This window comes from Paraburkholderia sp. RL17-380-BIE-A (assembly GCF_046028085.1).
Lineage (GTDB): Bacteria > Pseudomonadota > Gammaproteobacteria > Burkholderiales > Burkholderiaceae > Paraburkholderia.
Genome location: NZ_JARESQ010000029.1, coordinates 37,522 through 50,012, shown reverse-complemented (window position 1 = coordinate 50,012; position 12,491 = coordinate 37,522). Strand labels below are relative to the sequence as shown.

At 62.7% G+C, this 12,491-nt stretch carries 9 protein-coding genes; 6 read left to right on the top strand and 3 right to left on the bottom strand.

The window, feature by feature from the left end; genetic code table 11:
• The first annotated feature begins 18 nt into the window (after nucleotides 1–18).
• Nucleotides 19–867, top strand: coding sequence for an NUDIX hydrolase (locus P0D68_RS33615; protein WP_408302444.1), 849 nt, complete (start codon nucleotides 19–21; stop codon nucleotides 865–867).
• Between the two features lie 99 nt (nucleotides 868–966).
• Nucleotides 967–1,836, top strand: coding sequence for a formyltetrahydrofolate deformylase (gene purU, locus P0D68_RS33610; RefSeq protein ID WP_091796790.1), 870 nt, complete (start codon nucleotides 967–969; stop codon nucleotides 1,834–1,836).
• A gap of 74 nt (nucleotides 1,837–1,910) precedes the next feature.
• Here the strand turns inward: purU and P0D68_RS33605 are convergent, their stop codons facing one another.
• The 3 genes from P0D68_RS33605 to uvrA all read right to left on the bottom strand — a co-directional run bounded on the left by P0D68_RS33605 (nucleotide 1,911) and on the right by uvrA (nucleotide 7,669).
• Nucleotides 1,911–3,137 (bottom strand): PepSY-associated TM helix domain-containing protein, encoded by a 1,227-nt coding sequence (locus P0D68_RS33605; RefSeq protein ID WP_408302446.1) that lies wholly within the window; start codon nucleotides 3,135–3,137, stop codon nucleotides 1,911–1,913.
• A 538-nt stretch (nucleotides 3,138–3,675) separates the two neighbouring features.
• On the bottom strand, nucleotides 3,676–4,761 hold the full coding sequence (locus tag P0D68_RS33600; RefSeq protein ID WP_091796788.1) for an AI-2E family transporter: 1,086 nt from the start codon (nucleotides 4,759–4,761) through the stop codon (nucleotides 3,676–3,678).
• A gap of 34 nt (nucleotides 4,762–4,795) precedes the next feature.
• Nucleotides 4,796–7,669, bottom strand: coding sequence for an excinuclease ABC subunit UvrA (gene uvrA, locus P0D68_RS33595; protein WP_408302449.1), 2,874 nt, complete (start codon nucleotides 7,667–7,669; stop codon nucleotides 4,796–4,798).
• Between the two features lie 357 nt (nucleotides 7,670–8,026).
• Between uvrA and P0D68_RS33590 the strand changes: the two genes are divergently transcribed.
• From P0D68_RS33590 to P0D68_RS33575, 4 genes are all read left to right on the top strand, one after another.
• Entirely contained in the window at nucleotides 8,027–9,214 is a 1,188-nt protein-coding gene (locus tag P0D68_RS33590; protein WP_177205029.1) for an MFS transporter, read from the top strand.
• 135 nt (nucleotides 9,215–9,349) lie between these two features.
• Entirely contained in the window at nucleotides 9,350–9,886 is a 537-nt protein-coding gene (locus P0D68_RS33585) for a single-stranded DNA-binding protein (RefSeq protein ID WP_106282086.1), read from the top strand.
• 238 nt (nucleotides 9,887–10,124) lie between these two features.
• Nucleotides 10,125–11,723: an FAD-dependent monooxygenase gene (locus P0D68_RS33580; RefSeq protein WP_408302452.1), complete on the top strand. Its 1,599-nt coding sequence runs from the start codon at nucleotides 10,125–10,127 to the stop codon at nucleotides 11,721–11,723.
• A 225-nt stretch (nucleotides 11,724–11,948) separates the two neighbouring features.
• Entirely contained in the window at nucleotides 11,949–12,449 is a 501-nt protein-coding gene (locus P0D68_RS33575) for a MaoC family dehydratase (RefSeq protein WP_408302454.1), read from the top strand.
• Nucleotides 12,450–12,491 lie beyond the last annotated feature (42 nt).

Sequence of the window (12,491 nt, the reverse complement as noted above, 5' to 3'; positions counted from 1 at the left end):
AACAGTTTGGAGCTTTACATGACTTTGCCTTGCATCACCGCCGCGCGCCGCTTCGACGTGCATGCGCATGTGCCGTTCTGGATCGGCGCCGAACAGGTCGGCTGGATCCGCACGAGCGATGTGCCGTCGCTCGCGCGCTGGCCCGATGTGTTCGACCTCGTCACTAACCGTGTGACGCTCGCGCCCGCATTCAATACGGTGGATTTGCGCAGCGCCGCGCTCGGTTCCGTGATCGGCGCGCTCGCCGCCGAAGGCCGCATTCCAGGCTGGCGCAACGAGACCTACGCGATCCGCAACGCGTTCGATGCGCCGCCGCTCGCGTATATCGAACGCGCGGCGTCGCGCTTCTTCGGCACGATGACCTACGCGGTGCATCTGAACGGCGTCGTAGAATACGCAGACGGTGCGCCGCAATTGTGGATCGCGCGCCGCAGCGACACCAAGGCGACCGACCCGGGCATGCTCGACAATGTCGTGGCAGGCGGGATCGGCTGGGGCTTCGGCGTCGAGGAGACGATCATCAAGGAGTGCTGGGAAGAAGCCGGCATTCCCGAGGAAATCGCCGCCCGTGCCGCGGCGGGCCGCACCGCGCATGTGCTGCAATCTTTGCCGGAAGGCACGCAGGCCGAGCAGATTTTCATCTACGACCTTGCGTTGCCGGCTGATTTCGCGCCGCGCAACCAGGACGGCGAAGTGGGCGAGCACCGGCTCGCGCGCATCGACGAAGTGGCGCGCTGGATCGAGGAAGGCGCGATGACAGTCGATGCGAGTCTCGCCACGCTGGATTGTCTGTTGCGCCGCCGTTGGATCGATGAAGACGCGTGCGCCGGCATCGAGGCCATGTTCGTGCCGCCAGCGCTCGCCTGATTGCCGCAAAGGTGCGCGCGCACGAGCATGTCGAAACACGCCGCATCGAGCCGTACATACCGAACAAACCATGCATTGAAGAAGGGAGTCACCCAGGTCATGTCGACCGATCACAGCTTTATCCTCAAACTGTCGTGCGCCGACCGGCCCGGCATCGTTCACGCAGTGTCGGGCTTTCTGTTCGAGCGTGGCAGCAATATTCTCGACTCCGCGCAGTTCGGCGACAGCCGCACCGGCGAGTTCTTCATGCGCGTGCATTTCCAGCAGGTGGGCGGCGATCCGGGTCTGGAAGCGTTGCGCACGTCGTTCGCGACGCTGGCTGAACAGTTCGGCATGCGCTGGGAGTTGCACGACGCGTCGGTGAAGCCGCGCGTGGTGATCATGGTGTCGAAGATCGGCCATTGCCTGAACGATCTGCTGTTCCGCTACCGCACCGGCCAGCTGGGTATCGAGATTCCCGCGATCATCTCGAACCACAAGGAGTTCTATCAACTCGCCGCCAGCTACGACATTCCGTTCCATCACTTCCCGCTGTTGGGCGCGACGCCGGACGCGAAGGCGGCACAGGAAGCACGCGTGCTCGAAGTGATCGACGAGCATCAAGCCGACCTGGTGGTGCTCGCGCGCTACATGCAGATTCTGTCGCCGAAGCTGTGCGAAGCACTCGCCGGCCGCGCGATCAACATTCATCACTCGTTCCTGCCGAGCTTCAAGGGCGCGAAGCCGTATTACCAGGCGTTCGACCGCGGTGTGAAGCTGATCGGCGCGACCGCCCATTACGTGACGACGGATCTGGACGAAGGTCCGATCATCGAGCAGGAAGTGGAGCGCGTCGACCACAGCATGACGCCGGAGCAATTGACGGCGATTGGCCGCGACGTCGAATGCGTGACGCTCGCGCGCGCGGTGAAGTGGCACGTGGAGCATCGCGTCGTGTTGAACGGCAGCAAGACGGTGGTGTTTCGCTAAAGGCGGTTGATCGCTTTGCGGCAGAGATAAATGGCGGCAGCCGGACGACTCCGGCGCCGCCATTTTTTTGTCGACTACGGCCGCGCGGCTGACCGGCCTGCGTCACGCGCGGCATTCGCGTTTTGCGCCGAGCGGCGGCGCGCATTCAACTTCTTCAGCCAGATCAGCAGCCCTGTCGCGCTCAGCACGGCGACCGCGAGGCCGACTGCGCTAATCAGAATCCGTCCGCCTAGACCGAGGATGCGCCCCGAGTGCAGCGGGTATTGGACCTGCAAGAAGATGTCGCCGGCCGTGCCCTTGCCGGGAATCTGCGTGCTGAGTTGCTTGCCGGTGGCCGCGTCCCAATACATCCACGGATTGCCGAGGCCGATATCGCCGTGATCGTTGCCGGTTGCGTAAAAGCCGACGCCGTACGCATGCATGAATTCCGCATAGTAGATGCCGCCCGGCCCGACGCCGAGATTCCGTGCTTTGCCGGCCTGCTCGGCCAGTTGCACAATGCGCTCGCGGGGGAGCACGGTGTCGCCGGGTTGCGGTGCGCGGCGGATTTCAGGGTTGTTGAGCGGATCGGGCGTGAGCGTCGAGAACATCGACACGATTGGGCGCACCACCGGCGCTGCAAGATTCATCGATACCGATGTCAGCGCAACGATCATCAGCAGGCCCCAGATCCACACGCCGCCTGAGCGGTGCAGATCGAAAGTGAGCGCGTAGCCGCCGCGCCCGAAGCGGAACGCGAACGACTTGCGCCAGACCTTGGCGCTCGGAAACGACAGCCATAGCGCGATCAGGCTGTCGAACAGCCAGACGATGCCGACGATCCCCATCAGCCACGTACCGATATCGACGCCGCCCGTAAAAGGCAGTTGCAGCGTGTAGTGGAGCTTGTAGATGAACGGGATCAGATTGAGCCGCGCGAGCGAGACGGCGCCCCATTCGCGGCGTCCCTGGATCTCGCCGGTGGCGGGGTCGACGGCAATCTGATTGAAGTCGAGCGGGTAGGGCTGGTGCGTGGCTGGGTCGATACGCGGCAACACCATCATTTGCAGCGTGTGGCCCGGTTCGGCCGCCAGCGGCAGATACGTCACCTGCAAACGCGGATCGGCGGCTTCCACGCGGCGCGCCAGTTCCAGCCCCGACAGCGCCGGTCCTGCGGTGCGCGCCTTGAAGAACGACGGGTTCAGCGCCGCATCGAGTTCATGGTCCCACGCGATGACCGCGCCGGTGAGGCCGGCGACGAACAGAAACAGCGCAGTGGCGACACCGAACCAGCGATGCAGGCGGACGAACTGCCGCCTCATGGGCAAACCGGCGGAACGGAGCGGAAATTCGAATGAGGGGTCACGACACAGGTTTTGTGTAAATGGGAATTGTTCGCATCTTAAGGAATCATGCCACGGACTGCAAGTTTGTCGTAAGTTCACGGCGACATTCGGGGATCGTCAGCCACAAACGATGAGCGGCGGCAGCGGCGACCCTTCCGGTCCGACCAGCATCTGAACACGAACGTCCAGTTCCACACCGCGGGCGTGCAGTACAACCTGAGCCTGGACTGGACGCTGAATGCGAACTACAGCTACAGCAAAAGTTCACGCGATCGCAACGAGAGCAGCTGCTGTCTGCAGAACAGCGCCGGAGAGTGCACCAAAAGCCGCGTCTACACGCAGGACGGTGAGTCGATCTTCCGGGGCGTGGAGTTCGACGGAGACGTCTGACGCAGGGCGATCCGCGCACGTTGTCACTGAATGCGCGCATCGACTTCTGAGCATGAAAAAAAGCGGCACCGAAGTGCCGCTTTTTCGTTGCCGTGCCTCCGCTTCAGGGGCGTTGGCCGCCGCCTCAAACCAGCCGCAGGTAAATCAATTCCCGCTTGATATACGCATAGAAGATCGGCGCCGCCACCACGCCCGGAAGGCCGAACGCCGCTTCCATGATGAGCATGGCGATCAGCAATTCCCAGGCGCGCGCCTCGATCTGTCCGCCGACAATGCGCGCGTTCAGGAAGTATTCGAGCTTGTGGATCAGGATCAGGAACACGAGCGACATGACCGCCGCGGGAAAGCTCACCGAGAGCGCCACCGCGACGATGATCGTGTTCGAGATCAGATTGCCGATCACCGGGAGCAGGCCGACGATGAACGTGACCAGCACCAGCGTCTTCGACAACGGCAGCGTGTCGTGGAAGATCGGCAGGACCACCAGCAGGAAGATGCCGGTAAAGACCGCATTGATCGCGGAAATTTTCACCTGAGCGAACACGATACGGCGGAACGCATCGGCGAAACGGGTCACGCGCGTGATGAAGGCCGTGGAGAGCGGCAGACGCTGGATATGCTTTTGCGCGCCGACCGCGATGATCGCCCCGATGATCATGCCGATCAGGATATGCGTGAACGCGCGCGCCGCGGTCTTGCCGCTTTGCTGCAGCATGTTGGCATGCGTCTGCATCAGCTCCGCCGCCTTGGTCTTCATCTGCTCGGTATCGACCGGCAGAGAATTGGCGATGAATTGCGGAATCCGGCCGCGCGCCTGGTCGATCAACTGCATGGCCTGGTCGAGCAGCTTCTGCACGCTCGGCACGTCGTTTTCGAAATGCTCGATGATGCCGAGTGTGAGCCCCGTCAGCGCGCCCACGATCACCGTGGACAGAATCACGACCGCGAGCCAGCGAGCCCGCTTGCTCGACATATGACGCTCGATGCGCGGCGCGATGGTGTGTACCAGCTGGAACACCAGCAGCCCGGCGAGCAACGCGCCGAGCAGCCGAAGTTCGATGACCGCCCACATGCCGAACAGCATCACAACGTAACTGCCGATTTCGACTGCCGACAGCTTCGGCAGGCTCATGTCGCTAGTCAGCCTGACCGGGCGTGGGCGTAGGTCCTGCACTTGCCCGTCGTCGCGCGCCTGATTCCGCTTGGCCATGGCTTATTCCGTCCCCAACCCGAGTTGTGCAGCGTTACTTTTTACTGGCCGCGCGTTTCAGCAAAGGCGCCAGATATTTACCGGTAAAACTTGCCTTCGCCTTCGCAACCTGCTCCGGCGTGCCTTGGGCGATGATTTGCCCGCCGCCCGCCCCGCCTTCAGGGCCGAGGTCGATGACCCAGTCCGCGGTTTTTATTACATCGAGATTATGCTCGATGATCACGACGGTATTACCCTGGTCCCGTAAACGATGAATCACTTCGAGCAACAGCGCGATGTCATGAAAGTGCAATCCGGTGGTCGGTTCGTCGAGTATGTATAGCGTGCGACCGGTATCACGCTTGCTCAGTTCCAACGATAGTTTGACGCGCTGTGCTTCCCCGCCCGACAGGGTAGTGGCCGACTGGCCCAGGCGGATATAGCCCAAACCCACGTCCAGCAGGGTTTTCAGCTTGCGCGCGACGACCGGCACAGGCTTGAAGAACTCGTAGGCATTCTCCACCGTCATGTCGAGGACTTCGCTGATGTTCTTGCCTTTGTACTGAACGTCCAGCGTTTCGCGGTTGTAGCGCTTGCCGTGGCAGACGTCGCACGGCACGTACACGTCCGGCAAAAAGTGCATCTCGACCTTCAGCACGCCGTCGCCCTGGCAGGATTCGCAGCGGCCGCCCTTCACGTTGAACGAGAAGCGGCCCGCTTCGTAGCCGCGTTCTTTCGCCGCAGGCACGCCCGCGAACAGTTCGCGGATCGGCGTGAAGAGACCCGTGTAGGTGGCCGGATTCGAACGCGGTGTGCGGCCGATCGGCGACTGATCGACGTTGATCACCTTGTCGAAGTGCTCCAGACCTTCGATCGATTCATACGGCGCCGGCTCCGTGGCCGAGCCATAAAGGTGATGCGCGACCGCGTGATAGAGCGTGTCGTTGATCAGCGTGGACTTGCCCGAACCGGACACGCCGGTCACGCAGGTCAGCAAGCCGACCGGCAGATCGAGCGAGACGTGCTGCAGATTGTTGCCGTAGGCCTCGACGATGCGTAGACGCCGCTCGTCCGGCTCCTTGCGTTCGTCCGGGAATTCGATGTTGCGCGCGCCGGACATGTACTGCCCGGTCATCGACGCCGCGTTCGCCTGCACCTGTTTAGGCGTGCCTTCGGCGATCACCATGCCGCCGTGTTCGCCCGCGCCCGGCCCCATGTCGACCACGTAGTCGGCCATGCGGATCATGTCTTCGTCGTGTTCGACGACGATCACCGAATTACCCAGGTCGCGCAGATGCTTGAGCGTGGCGATCAGCCGGTCGTTATCGCGCTGATGCAAGCCGATGGACGGTTCATCCAGCACGTACATCACGCCGGTCAGCCCCGAGCCGATCTGCGAGGCGAGGCGAATGCGCTGCGCCTCGCCGCCGGACAGGGTTTCCGCACTGCGTTCGAGCGACAGATAGTCGAGCCCGACGTTGTTCAGGAACATGAGCCGCGCGACGATTTCCTTGACCACCTTGTCGGCGATCTCGCGCTTCGAGCCTTCCAGGCGCAGCGTCTGGAAATAGCCGAGCGCGTCGCGCAGCGGCCAGCCGCTGATTTCGAAGATGCCGCGCGCATCGCCGTCCGCGCCGATTCGCACGAAGCGCGCTTCGCGGCGCAGCCGCGTGCCGGCGCAGGCAGGGCAGGGCTGGTTGTTCTGATACTTGGCGAGCTCTTCGCGCACCGCGACCGAGTCGGTCTCGCGGTAACGCCGTTCCAGATTCGGGATGATCCCTTCGAACACATGCTCGCGCACCGAGGTGCGGCCGCGTTCGTTGATGTACGAGAACGGGATCTCCTGCTTGCCCGAACCGAACAGCAGAATCTTGCGGACCTTCTCCGGCAAGTCTTCGACGGCGGTGTCGATATCGAACTCGTAGAACGCCGCGAGGCTCTGCAGCATCTGGAAGTAGAACTGGTTGCGCCGGTCCCAGCCCTTCACCGCGCCCGCCGCGAGCGACAGCGACGGATGCGCGACCACCCGCTTCGGATCGAAGAAGGTGATCTGGCCGAGGCCGTCGCATTCCGGGCACGCGCCCATCGGATTGTTGAATGAGAAGAGCCGCGGCTCCAGTTCCTGCAGCGAGTACGAGCAGATCGGGCAGGCGAACTTCGAGCTGAACAGATGCTCTTTGTCGGTGTCCATTTCGAGCGCGATCGCGCGGCCGTCGGCGAGACGCAGTGCCGTTTCGAACGATTCGGCGAGGCGCTGCTTCATGTCGGGGCGCACTTTCAGGCGGTCCACGACCACGTCGATGGTGTGCTTGTCGTTCTTCTTCAGCTTCGGCAGCGAGTCGACTTCGTAGATTTTCGCGACGCCTTCATTGGCGGTGCCGCCGCCCGAGCGCACGCGGAAACGGATAAAGCCCTGCGCCTGCATTTCCTCGAACAACTCGACGTGTTCGCCTTTGCGATTGGCCACCACCGGCGCGAGGATCATCAGCTTGGTTTCTTCCGGCAGCGCGAGCGCCGCGTCGACCATCTGCGAGACGCTTTGCGCTTCCAGCGGAATTTCGTGGTCCGGACAGTAAGGCGTGCCGACCCGTGCGAACAGCAGACGCAGATAGTCGTGAATCTCGGTGACGGTGCCGACCGTGGAGCGCGGATTGTGCGAGGTCGCCTTCTGTTCGATCGAGATGGCCGGCGACAGCCCTTCGATCAGATCGACGTCGGGCTTCTCCATCAATTGCAGGAACTGGCGTGCATAGGCGGAGAGACTTTCGACGTAGCGCCGTTGTCCTTCCGCATAGAGCGTGTCGAACGCCAGCGACGATTTTCCCGAGCCTGAAAGGCCCGTGATGACGACGAGCTTATGACGGGGTAGGTCGAGGTTGACGTTCTTCAGGTTGTGGGTGCGAGCCCCACGAATACGGATTTGTTCCACGGATTTATTCCATGAACTGGCGGAAAGAGGAAGAGGCTAAACCTGCTACTATAACGACTTTTCAAGACCGCCGTTACGGCTTCCTGACAGCCTGAAGAGGTGTCGAAGCGAGCTGTAAGGCAGCGGCCCAGCGCTGCGGACAAGAGGTCTAACTGGGGCCGTTTTCCGCGAGTACAAGGCAGCCGCGAGGCAACTCCGAGGCAACCGCGAGGCGCCGGCGGAAGGTGCGAAGGCTGCGGGCTCGATCCTAGTGCCGCATGCTGGCCCGCCGTCCTGCGGCAAGCCGCGCGGTCATGGCCGCCTTGCCGCTGTGTCCGCCCGCGGTGTGCCACCCAGCTCATTCACAGAACGTTCCCGATGTCCAATCCGTCCGCCACTTCCTCACGCATGAGCGCGCCTGAACTGCGCGCGACCGTGTCGCTTGCCGCGATCTTCGCGCTGCGCATGCTGGGTCTATTCATGATCATGCCGGTGTTCTCGATCTACGCGAAGACCATCCCCGGCGGCGACAACGTGCTGCTGGTGGGGATCGCGCTCGGCGCTTACGGCGTGACGCAGTCCATGCTGTACATCTTCTACGGCTGGGTCTCCGACAAGGTCGGCCGCAAACCGGTCATTGCGACCGGCCTGCTGATCTTCGCGCTCGGCAGCTTCGTGGCGGCGGGCGCGCACGACATGACGTGGATCATCGTCGGCCGGGTGATTCAGGGCATGGGCGCGGTGTCCTCAGCGGTGATCGCGTTCATCGCCGACCTGACCGCCGAGGAAAATCGCACCAAGGCCATGGCCATGGTGGGTGGCAGCATTGGCGTGTCGTTCGCGGTGGCGATCGTCGGGGCGCCGATCGTGTTCCAGTGGGTCGGCATGAGCGGCCTGTTTACGCTGGTCGGCATCTTCTCGATTCTGGCGATCGGCGTGGTGGTGTGGGTCGTGCCAGATGCGCCGAAACCGGTGCATGTCCGCGCGCCATTCGCCGAAGTGCTGCACAACGTCGAGTTGCTGCGTCTGAATTTCGGCGTGCTCGTGCTGCACGCGACGCAAACCGCGCTGTTCCTCGTCGTGCCGCGCATTCTCGAAGCCGGTGGCCTGCCGGTCGCCTCCCACTGGAAAGTGTATTTGCCGGTCATGGGCCTGTCGTTCGTGATGATGGTGCCGGCGATCATTGCCGCGGAAAAGCGCGGCAAGATGAAGATCGTGCTGCTCTCGGCGATCGCTCTTATCCTGATCGGACAGTTGTTATTGGGCGTCGCTCCGCATACGATTCTGAGTGTGGCGGCGATCCTTTTTGTGTACTTTCTCGGCTTCAATATTCTTGAAGCTTCGCAGCCTTCGCTGGTGTCGAAACTGGCGCCCGGAACCCGCAAGGGCGCGGCCGCCGGCGTGTACAACACCACGCAGTCGATCGGTCTTGCGCTGGGCGGTGTGGTCGGCGGCTGGTTGCTGAAGGCGGATGGTCAGAGCGCCGTCTTTTTCACTTGTTCGGGGCTCGTCTTTTGCTGGCTTATAATCGCCGCAAAGATGAAACAGCCGCCGCGCAAAGCGTAATACGGCGCATCCCGAACTTACCCAGAACTCACCCGGCGGCGGGCAGAGGCGCAGTTCCGGTCTCGGGCCTGCCGGCCCTGAAACGCGAACCGTGTATTGCCGCGCCGCCCGTAACGGAATCAACAGGAGAAACTCATGGCATCCGTGAACAAGGTCATTCTCGTCGGCAATCTCGGAGCCGATCCGGAAGTCCGTTATCTTCCGAGCGGCGACGCAGTGGCGAACATCCGCCTTGCAACGACGGATCGGTACAAGGACAAGGCGTCCGGCGAAATGAAAGAAGCGACCGAATGGCACCGCGTCTCGTTCTTCGGCCGCCTCGCGGAAATCGTGTCCGAATATCTGAAGAAGGGCTCGTCGGTGTACCTGGAAGGGCGCATCCGTACCCGTAAGTGGCAGGCGCAAGACGGCACCGACCGTTACTCGACGGAAATCGTCGCCGAGCAGATGCAAATGCTGGGTGGCCGCGGCGGCTCGATGGGCGGCGGCGGTGACGAAGGCGGTTATAGCCGCGGTGAGCCGTCGGAGCGAAGCGGCGGCGGTGGTGGTGGCCGTGCGGTGTCGGGTGGTGGTGCGCGTGGCGGCAGCGGTGGTGGCGGCGGCGGCGCGAGCCGTCCGAGCGCGCCGGCTGGTGGCGGATTTGACGAGATGGATGACGATATTCCGTTCTGATTTCCCAGAATCAACGTGCAAAGATAGAACCCCGCCTTCGTGCGGGGTTTTTTGTTCTTGGCTCTGGCAGGCAGCGCGCACGAACACTGGCATGGCACGCTGATTCATAAAAAAACGCGCAAGCGATCGAAATCGGGGCTACATTTTTTAGACGCCACCGTGATGCATTTTGTCCGTGGAATCGATAGCCCCGCGTGACAGCGCGGATTCCCTTTCATCTTCCGAGGGGGCATTTGAGATGTCGGATGATGCCGCAGATGTCCTGATCGTCGGCGCCGGCCCGGTCGGTCTATTGCTCGCTACGGAGTTGCGACGCGACGGCGTCGAGGTGCGCCTCGTCGACCGTATGTCCACCAGGATCTTCTATTGCAAGGCGCTCGGCATTACGCCGCGCACCATCGAGATATTCGAAGACATCGGCATCGCCCGGCGCGCGATTGAGTCCGGAATATGGCTGACCGGCGTTCAAACCTGGCAGGACGGCGCCATGGTCCCGGCACGCAGCATGAACATGCCGACGGCAGGGCTGCCCTACGGCTCGTTGTCGCTCGCGCAGTTCGAAACGGAACGTCTTCTCGAGGCCGCACTTGCCGCGCATGGCGGACGGGTCGAATACGGCGTCGAGTTGACCGCTTTCGAAGAGCGCGAGGGCGCGGTCCATGCGCAACTCACGGATTCCGACGGGCAGACGCACACCCTGCGTTGCCGTTGGCTCGTGGGCTGCGATGGCGCGCACAGCAAGGTTCGCTCGACGCTCGGTTTTGCGTTCGAAGGCGGACAATACCCGCAAACATTCGCGCTCGCTGATCTCGACGTCGAGTGGGATTTGCCCCGGGGGCCGATGTATCGCTTCGAATGGAGTGCTGAGGGCCGCCCGAAAACGGCGCTCGCGGCAGTGCCGGTTCGCGGCTCGGACCGACGCTATCGGCTTTCGGTCGTCGTGCCCGAAGACAAGGCGGCGTTCGCCGATAACCCCTCACCCGATTTCGATACGATGTGCGCGCTGCTGCTGCCGGCCTTGCCCGATGACACGCGCCTCTCGTCGATGCGCTGGTCGTCGGTCTACCGTGTCAGCCATCGCATCGTGCCTGCGTATGCGCAGGGCAGTGTCTTCATTGCTGGCGACGCGGCGCATATTCATCCGCCGGTGGGCGGGCAGGGTATGAATACGGGCTTGCAGGATGCGCACAATCTGGCGTGGAAGCTGTCGCTCGCGGTGAAAGGCCTCGCACAGCCTGAATTGCTCGAGAGCTATTCGGCGGAACGGCATCCCGTCGGAGTCGACGTCGTTCAGTCGACCAGCGCGGCGCTCAATGCGGTGTTCGCTCGCGAGGCGGTGACACCGGCTATGCGCGAAACCCAGTTGCTCGTCACCTATCGCGGCAGCCAAATCGTCGTCGACGAGTGTCCCGGGATGGACGCGGCGTCGCCCGCGCCCGGCGACCGGGTTCCCGAAGTGGGGGGCTTCCAGCAGACCTACGTCGGCCACGCGCAGCGCCTGCATGACCACGTCGGCCGCGGCCGACATGTCTTGCTCGGCTATATCGATTCACCCGCTGCGCAATACGACGCGTTTGTCGAGGGTTGCTCCGCGCTCGCTGCCCTGCCTGACGAGTTCGCGTCCGCGGTGCTGATCGTGGCGCCGGGATGCGATGTGCCCCGCAACGAGCGGATCACCGTGCTGACGGATGCGGCACATGAATTCGCGACGGCGTTTCGCGCCCCGAGCGGCACGGTGTGGGGCGTGCGGCCCGACGCGCATCTCGGCTGGCGTGCGAGCCATTGTTCGAAAGACGCGTTGAAGGGGTGGTTGCGGCGGTCGATACGGATCGACTGACGTGATTCGGGGCGGCGTGCGATAGTCGGGCGTCGGTCTGGAACTCCCCTAGGGATAAACCTAAGCACCACGCCAGGCATGCCTCAGCGCCCCATTTCCCACCCTTCAGCCTTATCTTCCTCAATGTCGCCTTGACATTCACTCCTTCCCCGACAATACTCAATCCATAGTTTGTACGGACAAAGTAACAAACGCAGATAAAGTCACTCGAAACAGGAGACAGGCATGGAATCAGACCTCGCAGTCAAACACCGCATACGCGCCAGTTACGGGCGCTACCTCGAAGATTTCCAGGTCGCCGATATCTACGAACACCGCCCCGGGCGCACTATTACGGAAGCCGACAACATCCACTTCTCGCTGCTGACGATGAATTTCCATCCGATGCATTGCGATGCCGCCTACGCCGCCAAGAGCGAATTCGGCCGCCTGCTGGTCAATAGCGGTCTGACGGTTGCCGTGGTGCTGGGACTCTCGGTGAACGACGTCAGCGGCAAGGCGATCGCCAACCTCGGCTGGAAAGAAATCCGTTTGACCGGTCCGGTGTTTTGCGGCGACACGATTTATGCGGAATCCGAAGTGCTCGAGAAGCGCGAATCGAAGTCGCGTCCGGGGCAGGGCATCGTCACCGTGCAAACTCGCGCGTTCAAGCAGGACGGCACACCGATCATGGACTTCGTGCGCAGCGCGCTCGTGCCGGCGCGCGGCCACGGCGTCGGCGATTGATCGACGCGTTGCCCCGCGTCAATCGCCGCATGAGCGAACTGA

Bases quoted from the DNA above. Each gene is read 5' to 3' on its own strand.
- P0D68_RS33615 (WP_408302444.1), top strand. From the start codon at position 19: ATGACTTTGCCTTGCATCACCGCCGCGCGCCGCTTCGACGTGCATGCG.
- purU (WP_091796790.1), top strand. From the start codon at position 967: ATGTCGACCGATCACAGCTTTATCCTCAAACTGTCGTGCGCCGACCGG.
- P0D68_RS33605 (WP_408302446.1), bottom strand. From the start codon at position 3,137: ATGAGGCGGCAGTTCGTCCGCCTGCATCGCTGGTTCGGTGTCGCCACT.
- P0D68_RS33600 (WP_091796788.1), bottom strand. From the start codon at position 4,761: ATGGCCAAGCGGAATCAGGCGCGCGACGACGGGCAAGTGCAGGACCTA.
- P0D68_RS33590 (WP_177205029.1), top strand. From the start codon at position 8,027: ATGTCCAATCCGTCCGCCACTTCCTCACGCATGAGCGCGCCTGAACTG.
- P0D68_RS33585 (WP_106282086.1), top strand. From the start codon at position 9,350: ATGGCATCCGTGAACAAGGTCATTCTCGTCGGCAATCTCGGAGCCGAT.
- P0D68_RS33580 (WP_408302452.1), top strand. From the start codon at position 10,125: ATGTCGGATGATGCCGCAGATGTCCTGATCGTCGGCGCCGGCCCGGTC.
- P0D68_RS33575 (WP_408302454.1), top strand. From the start codon at position 11,949: ATGGAATCAGACCTCGCAGTCAAACACCGCATACGCGCCAGTTACGGG.